This is a genomic window from Stenotrophomonas sp. STEN029, from assembly GCF_056760015.1.
The window spans coordinates 1-17,332 of sequence record NZ_JBRREC010000003.1 but is presented as its reverse complement, the minus strand read 5'-3'; the positions used below and the strand labels follow the sequence as shown (position 1 = coordinate 17,332).

At 56.9% G+C, this 17,332-nt stretch carries 13 protein-coding genes; 8 read left to right on the top strand and 5 right to left on the bottom strand.

All coding sequences use genetic code 11. The features are described 5' to 3' along the window. Window positions 1-464: 464 nt before the first annotated feature. A complete protein-coding gene (locus ACVOLI_RS01130) occupies window positions 465-1,313 on the bottom strand; it encodes an HNH endonuclease (protein WP_481533182.1) in 849 nt (282 codons plus the stop codon). A 3-nt stretch (window positions 1,314-1,316) separates the two neighbouring features. Then, window positions 1,317-4,697 carry a UvrD-helicase domain-containing protein gene (locus ACVOLI_RS01125; RefSeq protein ID WP_481533181.1) on the bottom strand — a complete coding sequence of 1,127 codons (3,381 nt, stop codon included), beginning with the start codon at window positions 4,695-4,697 and terminating at the stop codon, window positions 1,317-1,319. A 183-nt stretch (window positions 4,698-4,880) separates the two neighbouring features. Between ACVOLI_RS01125 and ACVOLI_RS01120 the strand changes: the two genes are divergently transcribed. The 7 genes from ACVOLI_RS01120 to ACVOLI_RS01090 all read left to right on the top strand — a co-directional run bounded on the left by ACVOLI_RS01120 (window position 4,881) and on the right by ACVOLI_RS01090 (window position 11,072). Then, window positions 4,881-5,012, top strand: a complete 132-nt coding sequence (locus tag ACVOLI_RS01120; RefSeq protein WP_481533180.1) for a hypothetical protein — start codon at window positions 4,881-4,883, stop codon at window positions 5,010-5,012. 39 nt (window positions 5,013-5,051) lie between these two features. Beyond that, the gene (locus ACVOLI_RS01115; RefSeq protein WP_481533179.1) at window positions 5,052-5,462 is read left to right on the top strand and encodes a site-specific integrase; all 411 of its coding nucleotides are present in this window, start codon (window positions 5,052-5,054) and stop codon (window positions 5,460-5,462) included. A 455-nt stretch (window positions 5,463-5,917) separates the two neighbouring features. After that, window positions 5,918-6,109, top strand: a complete 192-nt coding sequence (locus ACVOLI_RS01110) for a type II toxin-antitoxin system RelE/ParE family toxin (RefSeq protein ID WP_481533234.1) — start codon at window positions 5,918-5,920, stop codon at window positions 6,107-6,109. Continuing rightward, window positions 6,109-6,429 (top strand): helix-turn-helix domain-containing protein, encoded by a 321-nt coding sequence (locus ACVOLI_RS01105; RefSeq protein ID WP_481533178.1) that lies wholly within the window; start codon window positions 6,109-6,111, stop codon window positions 6,427-6,429. The genes ACVOLI_RS01110 and ACVOLI_RS01105 overlap by 1 nt, the downstream gene beginning before the upstream one ends. Before the next feature lie 22 nt (window positions 6,430-6,451). Further along, the gene (locus ACVOLI_RS01100) at window positions 6,452-9,319 is read left to right on the top strand and encodes an HsdM family class I SAM-dependent methyltransferase (protein ID WP_481533177.1); all 2,868 of its coding nucleotides are present in this window, start codon (window positions 6,452-6,454) and stop codon (window positions 9,317-9,319) included. Window positions 9,320-9,329: 10 nt separating this feature from the next. Then, a complete protein-coding gene (locus ACVOLI_RS01095) occupies window positions 9,330-10,049 on the top strand; it encodes a hypothetical protein (RefSeq protein WP_481533176.1) in 720 nt (239 codons plus the stop codon). Window positions 10,050-10,481: 432 nt separating this feature from the next. Further along, complete coding sequence (locus ACVOLI_RS01090; RefSeq protein WP_481533175.1) at window positions 10,482-11,072, top strand: hypothetical protein; 591 nt, start codon at window positions 10,482-10,484, stop codon at window positions 11,070-11,072. Window positions 11,073-11,660: 588 nt separating this feature from the next. Here ACVOLI_RS01090 and ACVOLI_RS01085 read toward each other — a convergent pair. From ACVOLI_RS01085 to ACVOLI_RS01075, 3 genes are all read right to left on the bottom strand, one after another. Further along, window positions 11,661-12,983, bottom strand: a complete 1,323-nt coding sequence (locus ACVOLI_RS01085; RefSeq protein WP_481533174.1) for a hypothetical protein — start codon at window positions 12,981-12,983, stop codon at window positions 11,661-11,663. Window positions 12,984-14,281: 1,298 nt separating this feature from the next. Beyond that, window positions 14,282-14,671, bottom strand: a complete 390-nt coding sequence (locus ACVOLI_RS01080; protein ID WP_481533173.1) for a hypothetical protein — start codon at window positions 14,669-14,671, stop codon at window positions 14,282-14,284. A gap of 431 nt (window positions 14,672-15,102) precedes the next feature. Further along, on the bottom strand, window positions 15,103-16,557 hold the full coding sequence (locus ACVOLI_RS01075) for a tyrosine-type recombinase/integrase (protein ID WP_481533172.1): 1,455 nt from the start codon (window positions 16,555-16,557) through the stop codon (window positions 15,103-15,105). Window positions 16,558-16,625: 68 nt separating this feature from the next. Here ACVOLI_RS01075 and ACVOLI_RS01070 point away from each other — a divergent pair, with 68 nt between their 5' ends. After that, window positions 16,626-17,024, top strand: a complete 399-nt coding sequence (locus ACVOLI_RS01070; protein WP_481533171.1) for a DUF6165 family protein — start codon at window positions 16,626-16,628, stop codon at window positions 17,022-17,024. Window positions 17,025-17,332 lie beyond the last annotated feature (308 nt).

The following is a 17,332-nucleotide window of genomic DNA, read 5'->3' as shown; positions in this document are numbered from 1 at the left end:
CGAAAACGTTGGAAATCATTGCGTATTATGGAGAAGGTTAATCATTTGGGTGGGCCAGCCCCGGTCCCCGGGGGCTGCGGGTGGCATCCGGGGCGCGTCGGCGGCGCTGACCCGACACCAAGAGCTGGGTTTGGACAGGTGAGTGCAGCAGACGCGGCAAATAGCGCTCCAGTTTTCCAACTGTGGGGACGCCCCATCCAAGTTTGGCTTCGAAAATCGCGTGTAGCGAGGTGCCTGAGATCAGCTCGAGGTCGGTGAATCCCCGGTCTTCAGCGAATACTTGAGTGGCCACCACCAATTCCATGTCAGCGGCGCAAGCCAGGGCTTTTAGGACTTCATGTCGCAAGGCTGGGACTTGCTCCAGGCACCACCCAAAGGCGGCTGTGCCGGCGTTCTCATCGCATACGGCCAATCTAAAGCAGCTGGCGCGGGTGGTGTTTCGTAGCAGCATGGCTTCCCTAGGTCTAGAGTTGCGACGTAAAGTGGCGCTCGATGCACGCCTTGGCGTGCTCAGCTAGGTGTGCTGGATTGGGGCGATGGGACGCAGAGGTAGGCAGGTCCAAGGGCTTGCCTTGAAACACGGTGTAGTCGGTGGAGAGCAACGAAGGGGCTAGAGCCACGGTATTCTCGGGCGTTACCCACATCAACCCGCAATCGAAGAGCGTGTGGAAATCGGCCCGCAGCAACAGGCCGTTGTCCAATCGGTTGGTGTGCTGGCCTCTGTAGGGCAGCACGTGCGCTGCCTCCAACACCTCCACGGCCGAGCACCCGGTGATGGCGCAACGGCCACCATAGACGTCGAGCAGCTTGGCGCGGAACAACGGTTGGCCCCGGCGCTGGGCGACCGCTCGCATCCCAAAGACCCGGGCGTCGTGGCTACCGCCCAAAGGGGCATTGAAGGCACCGGCCTGTGCTTCGGCTTCTGCTCTAGTTTGATCATCCATTGTCAAGGCAACTGCTTGCCACTTCCGTTCGCCGATCAGCTGCAAATCCCAGTGCTCGTGCTGGGCCGGATTGAACAGCACATAGCGTGTGCGCCGCGGCGGGCCAGCGTCCACCACCTTGAATAACAGGTCGTGGGAGTGGTGTTGATCGCTTCGCCAATCCGTGCGCCCGTAGTTGTAGTGAACCCGGCTGGCACTGTTCACCGTGAGCAACTCCAAGTCGGCGCGGGCATTGCCCAACGGATCGCTGGGAAACCGCTCTCGGTCCCAAGCTTCTACCTCTGCCAGGGTTGCACTGCCCAGTTCGGTGATCGCCTCGGCCGCTCGCCAATATTTCACCCCATCGCGCTTGGTGCATGGTCGGGCCATGGGTTAGCTCCTTTGTTCCAGGGTGCCATGCGGATCAACGGATGCTCGATATCGGTTTCCGTTGATTTTTTCCAAGGACGCGAAGAAATGGCGACGCAGAAGAGGATCACCAGCCAGCTGTCCGTAAGCGACTGACAAGAACGCTTCCCGATCTTCCCTTAGCCCATCGAACGACCGCTGGATCGCGGCTTCAAATTCTTCGTCTGGATGCCTTTGGGTGCGCGTAAAAGCGGGCAGCGGGGTTCCGGCCGGCTGCGGTGCATCGCTGGCTTTGTCGCGGTGGGCTGTAAAGGCACCTGATAGCGATTCGTAGGCCTCTTTGAAGCGCGGATCTTTCAGCTTTTCATCTAGAGAAATCTGGGATCTCGCGAGCTTCAATGCACTCTCAATCGTGCTCTTCTCCGCGAAGATTTGGTGCTTCAGGTCCGACGTTGCGCTTTGCAGGGCGTTGGCGCGGTCAACGCTGCGGTTGATCTCCGCAAGCCCATTGTTGAAGGATTCCAGCATGGAGAAGAGCGTTCGCTTGGAAGGTGCGGGCTGAGAAGTGGACGCGGGGCGGACTTGCGGGCGAGGGGGCGCAACCAAATTGCGCTGAGGGAGAGATGTTTGAGCTGCAAGCGGCGAGGGGGTTACGCCGCGTCGCCTCGGCTTGTAGCTGCACACGGGGAAGTTGGAGCAGGCGTGAAACTCCCCGTAGGGGCCGGTTCGCAGGACCAACACCCCTTGCTTGCAAGCCGGGCAGTGAGCTTCCTTGACTACCTTACCCTCGGTATTGGCGATCTCCAGTACGCCGTCCTCCTGCAGTTCGCGAAGGAACGTTGAGCACTGGCCGCGCGCTGTAAACATAGCTACGTTTCTCCGCGCCCGGGTCAGCGCCACATAAAACAGCCGTCGTTCCTCGCCCAGCGGGAACGTATCTCCCTCGGGCATCGCCAAGGCCAACACCGGGTCGTCGGTGCGGGTATTGGGGAAGCTTCGCCGCCGCGGGGCACTGATCATTTCTGGAAGGATGACGTAGTCCGCTTCGCTGCCCTTCGAGCGATGGATGGTCAAGAACGAAACGTCTACCCACCGGTTGAATCGGATTGGCCTCATGGGCACATACTGCCTATCGGCGTTGTAGCGGCCCAATACATAAACAGACACCTTGCCGTTGCGGCCTGGCGGGATCGTGCCATCGCGTACGCCCTCGGCCAAATTCATCACGAAGCGGTTGATCGCATCGGCCAACTGTTCCTTGCTGTCTACCTGGAACGCCTGGAGCACCGGGCCTTGCGCCAGGATGGTCGAATGCACGCGTTTGGTGATCTGCACAGGGTTCTTGGAGACAAACGCGCTAGAGACGTCGCACAAGGCCTGGGGGCAGCGGAACGTTTGCTCCAGCTTGAGCACCTGGCCTTGGCCAAACCACTGGCGGAAGCCGGTCATCACGGACACGTCCGCACCGGCAAATCGGTTGATCGACTGCCAGTCATCGCCCACGGCAAAAAAGAATCGCCCCTCACCTTGGACTAAGGCGCGGCATAACCGCGCCCTGGCGCGCGAGGCGTCCTGGAATTCATCGGCCATCACCAAGTCGTAGGGCGATTCCACGCGTCCGCTTTCCAAGTGGCCGGCGGCGAGGTTGAGCATGTCCTCGAAGTCGATCCCATCTTCGGCCATCAAGGCTTGGTCCCACGCCTCCATCATCGGGATGGCGATGTCCAAGAACATCTGGTGGCGCAGCTTGAAAGTATCGGCGGGCATTGCGTTTAGCCGCTCTTGTAGATCCGAGGCGCGCAAGCCGTTGCTCTTGGAGTGGCTCATGAACGTGCGAACCAACCCAATGAGCTGGGCCGAGTCCATGGGCTTCTGGCCCTCTTGAGGAATTTCCCGGTCCGGGTTGGGATCGAGTACAAGCCCACGGGCGGTCAGCTCGCGCTCCAAGCGGCTCAGGTCGTCGCCCTCGCGCAACCCGTGGCTGGTGGTTTCAAACAGCTCGGTGCCTTTCTCCACGTGGAGCTGTCGCTTCCAGATCACGCCCTCCAGGTAACCCTCGAAGCGCGGCGGTGGCACACCGTTTGCGTCCAGCGCGAAGTGCTCGTGGAACAGATCTAGATCGGGGTAATAGAAATCGGGCTTGTATTGCCGGTGCATTTCGTCGGCGGTGCGGTGTGGGTAGGAGCCCTCATAGCGGTAATTGACCCCGTTCAAGAAGAGCAGGTTGGCGATCATTACCTCTTCCATGCTCTTCACCCGTTCGCCGCGGTTGGTGACCAGCGCTCCCTTCCCCTGAGCGTCCCACACGTCCGACGATTCGGGTTGCCCAAATGCAGGCAGGTCTCGCCCAAAGACAAATCGGAACAGATCCCATCGTTTCGCGAACTCGACGGACCTGTCCTTCAACTCTTCGAGAATTTCGGTGAGCTTGCGCACCCCACCGGCCGCATCCGTGGCCCAATCGGGAATGTCGGGCTTTTCACCGGTGGCCTTGCCGATGAGCAGCAGGCCCAGCGCGTGAAAGGTGGAGGCCTCCACGGTCACGTCTGCCATGCCCAAGCGTTCAAATGCCTGGGCCGCGCGCTCTTTGAGCTCTTCAGCTGCCCGTTTGTTAAACGCCAGCAGGACGATCCGCTTGGGGGCTACGAATCCTCGGTGGATGGCATAGGCGGCCTTGGCCACCATCGTCGAAGTCTTGCCCGAGCCGGCCGAGGCCACCACCTGCACGCGGTTGTCGAAGCACACCACGGCCCTTGCCTGTTCCGGGGTGAGCGGTTTGCTTTCCACTCGGTCCAGCAAGTCTTTGCAGGCCGCTAATTCGCGTTCGACGTGGGCGGCGTTGAGCGCGGCCCAGCCGGGGCGGTGGTCGGCTTCCCACGCGGCCAGCGAGCGCTCGATCGCCTGGGTCGCCGGCCCCAACTGGGTCGTCATGCCCGGCTTCTTCAATAGGGACCTGAGGGTGGCAGGGTCAATCGTGGGGCGAGCCGCGAGGATATCCTCCTGCTGCTCGTGGGTGAGCCAGCGACGATGCTGCGAGCAGGCCCGCTCTTGTTCTGCCTTGTGTTCCAGCCACGCGTCGATCGTGCGCTGCTCGCTCTTGAGGAACGCTACGTCCTCGCGCAGGCGCTTCTCCGTTAGCGCCACGTTCAACGCTTGAACCAAGACGGCGCCTTGGGCGTTAGGCAACCCATCGGCTTTCACCGTCTGGCCTCGCCCAAGGTGAAGCGTGATGTCGGTCCAGAGCGTGCCGGCCTTGACGCGACAAGTGGCCTCGTCTTCAACGTTGACGCGGTAGATGCGGCCCTCCAGCGCCAAGACGAGCTCCACGCCGGCCAGGCGCAAGCGCCAATCCGATGATCCGGTTAAGTGCTGGCCCAGCCACGACGGAGCCCATTCCTTTGCCATTCCTTGTCCCACATTTTCCCTGGAAACGCCGGCTGGGACGCGTCACCGCGCCGACGAGTCCATGGTAATCGCTTGGGCCTTACGCGAGACGGCCAATCGGCGATGGGGGCTCCCGAGGTTATCCCAACAAAGGCTAGCTCTGTCCAGAAAATCCTGGGAACTTCACCGGATGTGGCGACGATGATGAAGAAGATGGTCCACGAGCCGGCCGACGTGAACCGCACGTTCAGCGTCATGCGCAAGATCTTCAATCTGGCCGAAGTGTGGGGTTGCCAGCCCGACGGCACCAACCCATGCCGCCACGTCCCGATGTAGCCCAGCGGCAAGGCCGCCCACCTCATCAGCGACGAGGAAATGGGCAAGCTGTTCCGGTATCTCGACTATCTGGAAACCGGCGGACTGGGACTGGATCATGCCGTCCTGCCGCTGGCGGTCCGGCAGCAATTCGAGTCTGCGGGCCGCCGCTCCGAGATTGTCACGCTCCAATGGGATTGGGGCGATCTGGAGCACTGGCGCGTGGTCTGGCCCGATAGCAAGACCGGCGGCATGTCCAAACCATTGAGCGAGGAAGCCTATCGGCTGCTGTCCACCGCGCCCTGCCAAGACGGATGTCCGTCCGTATGTGTTCCCGTCACCGAACCATCAGGGGTAGCACAAGACCGTGGCGATGTTTATGCGCTACGTCTACGCCGAGGACAAACCGGTGCGAGAGGCGGCCGAGCTGGTGGCGAACCGGCGGCAGGCGATCACGGGAGTCCGAGGTAATGCTTCAGCACAAGCCACCGCGTCAACCGCATGAGCCATACCGGCCAGGAGCGCCACAAATCCCAGCCAGTGTCTGGGAAATCCGTCTCCTGCGAATTGACCAACAACTCAATGACGCTTTCCTATGCGCCGCCGACGTGGGAGCGGTTGCTGGAGGCACTTGCCATACTGGAGCGAGTGCGTCCGGAGGACGGTAACGCTGCCGCACAAGAGGTCGTGTGTGTGGGGGGGGGGGCGGTCACTTGAGAGATCCTTGCGCCATATATCTGAACGTATATAATCCATGGCTGAGAAACGCAAGCTCTTGTACTGGGAAGGTTCCTCGAAGAAGGATTTCAAGGAGTGTCCCATTCCTGTCCAGAATGGACATGGGCGTCGCGCTGTTCGTCGTGCAGTTGGGTCAAACGCCTGATTCGGCCAAACCCTGAAAGGGGTTAGGTTCGGGCGTTTACGAGCTGGTAGAAGACCATCGTGGCGACACCTTTCGGGCGGTCTACACCGTTCGCATTGGCGATGCGGCGCATGTACTGCAAGCGTTCCAGAAGAAGTCCAAATCCGGCATTGCCACACCGCAGCCGGACGTGGAGTTGATTGAGAAGCGGTGGAAGGCTGTGCTTGCGCGTTACGGCGCTAGCGGGAGATCGTGATGACGCGCAAAGACCATTCTCAAGGCACCGACAACGTGCTGGTCGACCTTGGTTTGGACGACGCGGAAGAACTGTCGGCAAAGGCCGTCTTGGCAGTCAAGCTCAATGAGCTGATTGACAAGCGCAGCCTGAGTCAAACCGATGTTGCGCACATCACCGGCATGACGCAGCCCAAGGTGTCTCAGGTGCGGCGCTACAAGCTGCAAAACATTTCGCTTGAAAGGCTGATGCAGGCACTGGTGTCACTCGACCAGCAAGTGCAGATCGTTGTCCGGCCGGCGCGGCGTGCGCATTCCGCTGGCATCACTGTGGCCGCATGATCTCTGCAGCAGTCATGAGGGTATGGATGATGGTCGCATGTTGATGGACGGCCAGCAGCCTTGGTGGAACCAATTGAGCGGTGCCGCGCGAGGCGTCGCTGTGGAGGGGCTTGTCTTCGTCAAAACTTACCGGCGTGACGGTCGCCCGCCGGAAGAGGTTGTTCTGATGGAGAAGGCGCGCGAATACGGCGCGCAGGCGGTGTTCTTCGAGGCGGGCCGCAATGGCAAACGCTCGGTGCCGCAGGCCTTCGTGTTTGTCGCCGACGGTCCCGAGCGGGATCATGAGTTTGCGGAGATCCACAAGAAGCTCTGGAGTTGGGGCGGCGTACCGCTGATCTACCGAAAGCTGCCCGGACAACTGCAGCTCTTCAGGTGCGCTCACGGTCCCGACTTCGTGTCTTCATCTGGAGAGATGGTCTGCAATCCAGTGCGCACTTTGGTGTTGGCATCCACAGTCGCCAGCGACCCATGGTGGAATGCGGAGCAATTGAATAACGGCACGCTATGGGATGACACGGCGGCCTGCAAGGTATTGCTTTCATCCAACAAATCCGCACACAAGGGTCTCATCACGGCGGTCAAGGAGATCAGCGACGGTTTGAATGCCGAAGGCATCCTGCCAAAACATTTGCGTCGCAGGCTGCTGATCCTGTCCTTGCTGATCGCATACTTGGAGCAGCGCGAGGTCTTCAAGGATGGCTATCTGGCGCGCTTCCTGCCGGGCGCAGAGAAGTTTTTTCAGGTGCTGGCCAATGGTCCAGCGCTCGTGGCGCTGCTTGAGGATCTGGAGAGGCGCTTCAACGGCCATGTGTTCTCCTTTAGTGACGCTGACCGCGAGCGCTTGAGAGCTAGCCAGCAACTGATCCGCTTTTCCCGGCTTATCGAAGGGCGCGAGGAGGCTGGCGGTCAGTTGACGTTGTGGCAGCTCTATTCGTTCAAGGACCTTCCCGTTGAACTGATCAGCCACATCTATCAGCTGTTCGTCAAGGATGCCGATAGTTCTGTCTATACGCCACCATTCCTGGTGCGCCTGATGTTGGAGGAGTCGCTGAACTGGAAGCGGCTTGACCGGCTGCAAGAGCGCGGGGAGATCATTCTGGACCCGTCGTGTGGTTCGGGTGTGTTCCTGGTCGAAGCCTACAAGCGGTTGGTGCTTCACTGGCGCAGCCGCAACCAATGGCAGAAGCCTGATGTCGCTGTCCTCAAGGGATTGCTTCAGTACGTGCACGGAATCGATCGCGAAGAGGGTGCGATCGAACTGGCCGCCTTCAGCTTGTGCTTGGCTCTTTGTGATGCGCTGGAGCCGGAGACCATCCGAGCCACCATCAAGTTGTTCCCACCCCTAGCTGGCGAAACATTGCACTTGTCGTGTTTCTTCGAGGCGAAGGAACAAGGCGCCATCGCGGCACCGATAGGGGTTGTTGTAGGCAACCCACCATTTGCGTCGAAGCTGACGACGCCTGGCGCTGTGCGAAGCTACAAACGATACAACGCCGTGCACGGCACACTTCCAGATAAGCAGCTTGCTTACCTGTTCCTGCACGAAGCGATGGAGATGATTGTCGAGGGCGGTGTGCTGAGCATGCTGCAGCAATACAATTTTCTCTATAACCAGCAGTCGATTGCCCTGCGTCGGAGCTTTATCGGCAAGTGGGATGTGCGTGAGATTCTGGACTTTATTTCAGTACGTGGGCTGTTTCAGAGGGGCAAGGCCGATACGAAGGTCGTTGTCATCGTTGCCGAAGCTAGGATGGCGCCGGAAGACAGGAAAATCTTGCACGCAACGTTCCGACGCAGCGGGCGCTCGGATGCCGAGCAGGGATTCGACATCGACTATTACGACCTGCATTGGCTGCCGAGAGAACTCGCGCAGGAAAACGATGCTGTGTGGCGAGCCAATCTGTTTGGAGGTGGCCGTACGCTGGGCTTTGTCGATCGCCTGAAAAACTATCGAACGTTGGGCGAATACGCGAAGAAGAAGAATTGGGACCACGGTGAAGGATTCATTGAAGGCCTGAGTGGGAAGCGTGAGCCAGCAAAGCACATTTCTGGGAAGAAATACCTTCCATCGGACGCCTTGACTGTGGATGGGTTGGACCGCCAGCGCATTACTACTGCCAAAGGCACTCTCTTCAAGACCGCCTATACCAGTGGCCGCTACACCCCACCCATGCTCCTTATTCGAGAGCAGATGGATCTTCCACATTGCTTGTGGACGGATTCGTACCTTACCTATGGTCAGCAGGTCGTAGGGTTCTGTGCCGAGCAGAAGGACATTGCAGCCCTGCGCAAGCTCGACAAATGGATGTCGACATCGCGGCGTGCATTGCAAGCGCACCTTGCATTGGTGAGTCCGCGCTTGTTTGTTCAGAAGGCTACCGCGCTTCAGGCGGACGATGTGTTCTCCATCCTGTATCCCGCAGAAGGCACCCTCGACCTGAGTCCCAACGAATCGATTCTGGTGGACGACATCGTGGACCACTACCGCGACTTCATTCGACTGGGTGAAGACTCCGAGGTGATGAAGAACAGTGGTTTGTCCAGTATGTCGGCCTTCAACGATGTGTTCGTGCGCCAGATCAACGGCATTTACAAGAAGAAGTCGATAAGGGCGCTCGCGCCGCAAACGTGGCCAGGGGTTATTTGCCAGCCGTTTGTGTTTGGTGCTGGCAAGGTGGAATGGCAAGGTGCGGATGCGTTGAAGGACAGGTTGGCGTCGTTGCTCCAGGAGCGCCAAGGACAAACGCTGCAAATCACGCGGATAGCGCGCATCTACGACGGAAACTTTGTCTTCCTGCTCAAGCCTGACCGCCTGCGCTTCTGGATGCGTTCCGTGGCACTGAGGGATGCGGACGAGATGCTCGCCGACCTTCGAGTGCAAGGGTTCTAATCGCCCGCCTATGCTCGCAGACTCTTCAGATCGCCACGTCCAGATTGGCTCTCTCGGGAAAGATGTTCATCTGTCTGCGGCATCGCTGGATGAGCTCATCGATTTCATCGCAGGCGAACTACCGTACTGGCGGGATCATCCCGATCGACCGGAAAAGACGGCAGAGACGGCGCTCACATCCCAGCTGTGTGGCCATCTCAACACGGTAGCCCGTCACTCTGCTGGCTGGGACATGCTGCAGTTCCGCATTGAGGAGCCCGATGAGCAGAAGACGGGCCGCAAGATTGATTTGATCGCGTCGGCATGCGGACCGACGATATGGATCGATGGTCGACGCTGCACCCAGTTCGATACATTGCTTCCTATTGAGTGCAAGCGGTTGCCAACGCCGAAGGACAAGAATCGGGATGAGCGCGAGTACGTGATAAACCGCAAGGCGACAACGGGTGGCATCCAGCGTTTCAAGGCCGGGGATCACGGGGCGGCGCACTCCCGTGCTGCCATCATTGGCTATGTCCAGGCTGAGACGCCGCAGATCTGGTTCGACCGCTTGAATGCGTGGATCACTGAATTGGATGGCTCGGAGCACGCAGGATGGTCGTTGCAGGACCTGATCCTCAATGAGTCTGCTGCCGCAGAAGCCGGCCTCACCATGTATCGCTCGCAACACGCCAGGGCCGGGGGACTCTCACATATCGATATTCGCCATCTCTGGATTGCGATGAAATGAGAGGCTGGCAGGATCGGTTTCCGGTTCGGATCGGTCTGATCACGCCTTCGCCCCTTAGACATGACAAATTCGCAGATGGTCACGTAGAAGTGGACTGCCTGTTCACGGATGTCCGAAGTATGCTCGCGCCTCCTCCAGGGGAAAGCCCGGTCGGCCATCCATGCTGCGCAGGCTTGGCACTCCTGAATACTGCCGACAAGACTGTGCCGGATCAGCTGGCCAGCAAAGCCGGTCTCACCATCATTATTCGCCAAGCCGAAGGGTGGCCTATCGGACGGGGCTGAAGATCCGAAAGCGTTTTACGCTCGTCATTCGCCCGCGGCACTGGCGCTCTGTTTTGCTGTAGTCGAAACGAAAGCGGCGAGCTATTTGGGCCTATTGATTCCGCGTCCCCCCAAGGAGCCGCGTCCCGGCTGGAAACCGAAGCCTTTGTTGCGATTCGCCATCAAGGATGGGCAAGGCAAAGCTTGGTGCTTGGTTCGTCCGGGCATGAAGAAGCTTAAGTTCGAGGTTGGAGCGGCGGTGACGGTCGTGATTGGGCGACAGAATGGCGAAAATATGGAAACCATCATCCATGTCTCCGACAGGCCTGAAGGAAAGCGTTTGGATTGCCTGGAACCCGGGTCGGGAGTCGTCGTGCGCGAGGCTTCCAGCCAGTATCCACTGAAGGTCTTCATCGTAGGCGCCGGAGATGAGTCGAGTATCGATGGTCTTATAGGAAAAAATCTGCGCGTTGGGGATGGCGTCCGACTAGGCACTGTCCGGAACCCTAAGCACGATCGAGTGCACGGATTCTGTGTAATGGAGAAAGACGGACTTCCAGAAAAAGACGTCAAGTTAATCCAAGGCTCGCTTCGCCGAAACCCAAAGGGATTCGCATTTGTCGATGGTGCTTTTGTGCCCCCGTATATCGTTGGATGTGTCGCTCCCGATGTAGCAGATGTGTCTGCCCTCGCTGTATTTGGAAAACAACCAGTCAAAGGTGAGCGCAGCTGGCGAGTCATCAAGTTGGATGGGGTATGAGAACGTCCCGCCAAGTGCACGCAAAAGCTTCCCGGTTCGATGGCGTTGCAGTCGCGTCGCTTCGAGGCGAGAACTCCTGCTTGAGGACGCTACTGCATGTTCATGGAGAGCGTTAGCGCGGATACCGGACTGTGGGTTATTGCATTGAAAGAGGTAATGACAATCATGAACAGCAAGCTCCCTGTCGACTTCAGCGACTTGCTGCGCTAGCGCATGGTTTAGGGCGAGCGCATCGAATACAAAACCGAATGGAACCAAGACGCGATCAGTCGTACCTTGTGTGCCTTCGCCAAGGACTTCGAGAACCTGGGCGATGGCTACGTGGTGATCGGACAGGATGGTGACGTCAACGGCTAGCCCATCTACCCTCCGGTCGGCCTCGCCAATAGCCAACTCGACAAAATCCAGCGCGAACTGCTGGCGCACTGTCAGTTGATGCTGTCGCCTTACTTTCCGGTGTTGAGCCTTGGAGTCGTCGATGGCCGCTTCTTTCAGGTAATCCTAGCCCAGACGGGTAAGCCGGTCGCCGGCTTGCTCACTGTGGAGCTAGCCGACGAGGAAGAAAGGGACAGTTCAGTTATGAAGGACTTAATCGATGGTGCTTCGGATTTGGGGTTGCGGGCAAACCGGCTTTGCGCTGAGTTGCTCGTCGGTTGCGCCGTTCTCGTAAAGAGTGAATGCCAGACGCAACTCGTTATCTATCCCATAGTCGACAAACTGGTACTTTCCACCCCATGGGCCATCCTTCCAGTCGTCTACATTGCTTCTAGCTGCGGGCAAAAAAGGGTACTCCTTACGTATCGACAACGTCGTAGCATCAACTGATTGTCGGTTCGGGAGGTGATATTGCCGAATCAACTCAACCACACGTGGAACACCATCCTTATCGGGACGGAATGAGACCCATGTGGGATAACCATTTGTGCTAGTGAAGCCCGCTCGGAAGAAGATGTTTCGGCAGAACACAATTCCAGGGTCGGATAGAGTGTAGATGAAGGGTCCATCTACCCGGACCATCGCACCGTCTGGTTCGATAATTTCCCCTTCGAAATCTCTAAAAGATGGGTATCTTTTATAAAAATCGCTGTTGAATAAGAGATTTCTCGGTGTGCGATTTGATAGGTAGATGTTAGCTCCGCTGTTCTCTGGCAATCCGATGATGCGATCTTGGATTCTGTAAAGCTCCGAGAAAGGGCTATTTCCTACAGTGATCTTAGTTGGTGGAAGGTTCCAATTCACAGAATGAGCGTGAGTGGTAATGCTATCTCCAAGGCAGATGCCAGATAGACATGGGGCGGATGTGCGCGATGGAATGAATTTTCTGCCTCGCTCAAAGCCGTTCGCGGAGCTGGGTGCCAGCTCGCTGTTGTGTGGGACCACGAAAAACTGGTGTTGGCCGAGGGCATCAGGGAGAGTCGCCATGACTCCCCTGATGACTTCGTCACCGCTTGAAGTCTTGTGGTTGATCAGCTCAATCGTCGACTGGGCTTCGTTGCAGATACCAAAGTTTTGCGATGGCAAGGCCCTGATTGAATCTTCGCGCCGTGATCGCGCCAGTAGCAAAATCTGGAATCTCGCTGAACAGTTCGTGGAGTCCGATCTTAGCAAGAGCGCAACGTTGTCTTCGCTCTCTGCTTGTGCGGCAACAGTACTGTTAGGAGAGGTGCCATCCCAAGCTATCCGGTTGGAGAACTCACGTACTCCATCTGCCGTTTTTAACCTAAGCGTTGGGGGGCTTGTGTCAATAAAGCCTTTTGTTCCCCAGATGACATCGCCAAACTTTGTGCGAGCTACAATGCGCTCGCTAGAACTGGCAGCACAGATTTGAAAGAGGAAAAAAATTGCGACTAATCCTGCAGAAACAGCAGGAGAAAAAGATGGGGTTGTACGACGATCACCCGCGCGTTCCAATGAAGCCTCTCCTGCTACCTTCCATGATTAGAACTACACTGCCATAACCAGTGTACGAATTCAATTCGTACATTTTCGATGGACGATGGACGATGGACGATGGAGGTGGAGGAAGGATCATATTGTCACCTGCCCGATGAGTACCTCAACGGGCACGGGCTTACTGCACTGCTGGATGCTCGTGAAGAGGTCGGAATATGGTGGCGGGAATAGAACGAGAAGTTACCGAAGAAGTTGCTGGCCGGTGTGACACTAGTGGCGTATGCAGAACAACTGGCAGCCAAAGTCGCTACGATTAATCTCGGACTTCAAAGAGCTTTGCTATTGAAGGGGTGATGGCGGCGGAACGTATGGATGTTCCGGTGGTAGCTGTGCCGAAGATAGGAATTTTGCACATACAGGAAGGGGGCTCCCTTCCTGTATGTGCAAAAATCGGGAATTAACTTGCTGCGTTTCGTGCCTGTGTTTCGCTATGTTGACTCAAGCGACGCGGTCCGTGCGGTTGGGCTTGCCGCTCAGAGTTTTCTTGGTTGCTTGGTTTGCCGTTTAGCTTCTTTAGCAATTCGCTAGGTGGCTTGAATTTGAGCCAAGCCCTTAGGTTTGATCACTTCTTTAATGCCTCTCATCCTGGTGGTCTGAGGCGCTGAGCTTGAGGCGATCTCATGTTTGAAAGCGTCGTAATTTAGTTCGAAGGTGCACTTGGTAATCCTGGTATTAGGTTGGATTAGCGGCGTAAATCGGCTGTCGTTAGATATTAGCGTCTGGCCGTCTGGCCGTCTGTACGGCTTTAGGAATTGAAGGCACCGTACTATTGGATGCTGAGGATGATAATGCTCTCTACGGGCTTCGTGGATGCGTATTCGCGTTTCCTGATGGCTTCCAAGACTGCGCTCTCTGTCTTTGCTTGCGCGACAAATGTGGTCGGACCCACGATACGAAGGGCATTTCCTTTGACTTTAATCTGGTACTTCACTTTGACGTTTACAGGCATGATTCGTTTTCTCTGTTGATCTGTGATGGAAATTGTCCGTGCTGCTAATTCTAATTCGGCAAAACTCTGTTAACCACCAACAACGGGCGGGCTTTGCGATGATCGTCTTAAATATAAGCTGATGTTCAGCATTCAACGCGGCATGCTGATCCAGCGTGGCTAGCTGGAGTTGCCATGCAATCGCGCATTGCTACAGCGGTACCTCGATACGAGCATGGAGTTTGGGTTTTCCGTTGTCTTGCGTGGTGTGCGGTCGCGCGTAGGTGCAGGTGGTATCTATTTGAAGTTGTGAGCAGATGGCTGGGCCCTACCTCTCCAACTTTTTCTTAACCATCCATAGTCCCCCAGCTGCTGCTGCCCCTGCCAAGACGAGCATGCCTTTGGTTGCAAGTGTGGCGAATCCGCGTTGCGACTGGTGTGAGCGCGCATTTACCTCGAGGATGTCTTTGCGTGCTCCTCGCAGTTCCTCCGCAGCGTCTTCTAGCACCTTTGCCCTCTCCTTTTCAGTTGCAGCATTTGCTAGTGCCTCCTTTGAAGTAGAGATAAATTTTGATGTTAGTGAGCCAATCTCACGAATCGCGTCGGAATCCACACTGGATGTGTTATCTGATGTTTTCTGCAGCGCGCGGAACCCCTCCTTCTGTCCGTCATCCGAAAGATGATTCACGGGAGAGGTCGCTACTATGTTTTTCTTCACAGTTCTTCCTTGATGTCCAATGTAAAGTGTAGATGGCTAAAATCGTGCTTTTTTTAATAGTATTGCACGAGATCATTACGGCGGAAGATATTACGAGCAACGTTTGTTGATGCTAGCTGGTTTAGGGTTGATTGGTTTAGGTTGCAACGTGACGTAGAGTGACTGTGTGCCGCAGCTCCAGAAGTAGCAAGCCGGCCCCTCTGTTCTATTGATATTTGCTGGAAGGCCGGGTGAGGTCTTGAGGGGCTTCGACGGCGTAGCGAAAGAAGTTCAGTGTAGAGGTTCAAGCCTCGCCTAGTTGATAGCGGCCGGACGCGGCGGGGATCGCTATGGGCGATTGGAAGTTCTCAAGCCTTTCGCAGTTGTCCATGATCCCGGGTTGTAACCGGACTGGGGGGAGGGGCTCTCGGGAGTAAGCACAGTCCTTCTGTCTAGGGAATTTCAAGCCGCACCCGGGGTAGGATGAAGTTTGCCCACGCTTCCATCATCGGGCGGCGCTGATCCAGTAGATCTGTGCGGTGATACGCGGCCTCTACTTGATTCTTAACCGTATGAGCAAGGGCGCGTTCTGCCAGGTCCCGGGCATATCCTTTTTCGCTGCACCAGTCGCGAAAACTAGAGCGAAAGCCGTGTGCAGTGGCTATTCGGCCTGGCGAGTCGCTAGGGGCTTTGAGTCTACGTAGCAGTGCTGTCAGAGTCATATCTGACAGTACCTTTCGGGCTTGAACGGACGGAAAAACTAGCTCCTCGTGCTGGCCGATCTGCTCCTTCAGTAACGCCACCGCCTGACTAGAAAGCGGGACCCGATGTTGCTGGCGCGCCTTCATTCGATCAGCCGGAATTGTCCACAGTCCAGTGCGAAGATTCACTTCATTCCATGTCATGGCGCGCACTTCGCCTGAACGAGTGGCAGTAAAAATCAAGAACAATAAGGCGCGCCGAGTAACGTCGAACTCATGGGCTTTGGCAAGTTCGGACTCCACGAATGCCGGTACCTGAGGCCATGGCATCGCAGGTTGATGCTCTTGTCGGACAGTTTTACTTGGCTGAACGGGAAGTAAGTGAGCGACCACGTCCACAGGATTGGCCTGGTTAAATCCATGGGCCCAGCCCCAAGCCATTACAGCATGCAACCTCTGTTTCACTCGTGATGCTGTTTCGGCCTTATCGAGCCAGATAGGGCGCAAGACCTCGGCTACATGCCGTGGCTGAAGCTGATCGATAGGGACAGGGCCAATTTTTGGAAACGCGTATTCAGCTAGTGTGTTGATCCACTGTTGAGCATGCTTTTCATTTTTCCAACCAGGTTTCATCTCTGTGTGGACTTGGGTTGCTGCCTCTTGGAAGGTTGGGACTTTGAGCTTGGTATTCTCGCTGGCCTTGTGTTCTAGGGGGTCTTGGCCTGTTGCTATTTGTTCTCGCATGTCCCGAGCGATCTTCCCAGCTGCGGCAATACTGATTAGAGGATAGCTGCCTACACCGGCGTTTCGCCGCCTTCCAGTCGTTGGGCTGACGTAGCGGAAAACCCACTTACCTTGGCCTTTGTGGGTTGCCGAGGGGAGTAGGGTCAGGCCTGTGACACCGCCATGTGCTATGGCGCGACTGCCTGGAGTCATGCTGCGGGCTTTCACATCAGTTAGGAGTGGCATAGATCTGTGGACGTTTCTGGTATGCCATACAGTATGCCATTCGATGCTGTCTCTGGTTGGACTTTCTTGGATGTAGTTGGATGGTGATGCTTTGTAATATGCTGAAATATATGACTTTGATGGATATTCTTTGGATGACGTCGAGCTGCTTTGGATCTGTATCAGGCGGTCCCCCTCTCCGCCAGATACTTGAAAAAGCCACCCTCGGGTGGCTTTTTCTTTTTGCTTCTCCTGCACCTTGGCTCTGCGGCTGAATACCCGGCAGCAGCGGCTACACTGTGTGCCTGATCCAACCGGTAAGCCCCATGTCAGAAATCCTCGTCCCCGTGTCCTTCGGTGAACTGTTGGACAAGATCTCCATCCTGCAGATCAAGTCCGAGCGCATGAGCGATGCGGCCAAGCTGGCCAATGTGCGCAATGAGTTGAACGCGCTGGACAGCACCTGGGCTGCGCATCCGGCCGCGGCACAGGACATCGCAGCGCTGCGTACCGAGTTGAAGGCGGTCAATGAGCGCCTGTGGGACATCGAAGACGACATCCGCCTGAAAGAGAAGGCGCAGGCCTTCGACGACTCGTTCGTGCAGCTGGCGCGCAGCGTCTACATCCAGAACGATGAGCGTGCGCGCATCAAGAAGGCCATCAACCTGGCGCTGGGTTCCAACTACGTGGAAGAGAAGTCCTACCAGGACTACCGAGCGGGCTGAGTCTGTCTTGTAGGAGCGGCGTGAGCCGCGAAGCTCGTACATCATCAGATGGCAGGAATGCCGGACGCGTCAGCACAGTCAGCTTCGCAGCTGAGGCAGCTCCCACAAAAAAACCAAATCCACCTTGTGGGAGCGGCGTAAGCCGCGAAGCTCGTGGATCAGCAGATGGCGGGAATTCCCAGCGCTGCAGCATGGTTAGCTTCGCGGCTTACGCCGCTCCTACAAAAAAGCGGCTCCTGCAACTGGTCAGCTTTGATGATCCGCGCGATAGCGCTCAAACGCGGCAATCGCATCCTCCACCGTGATCA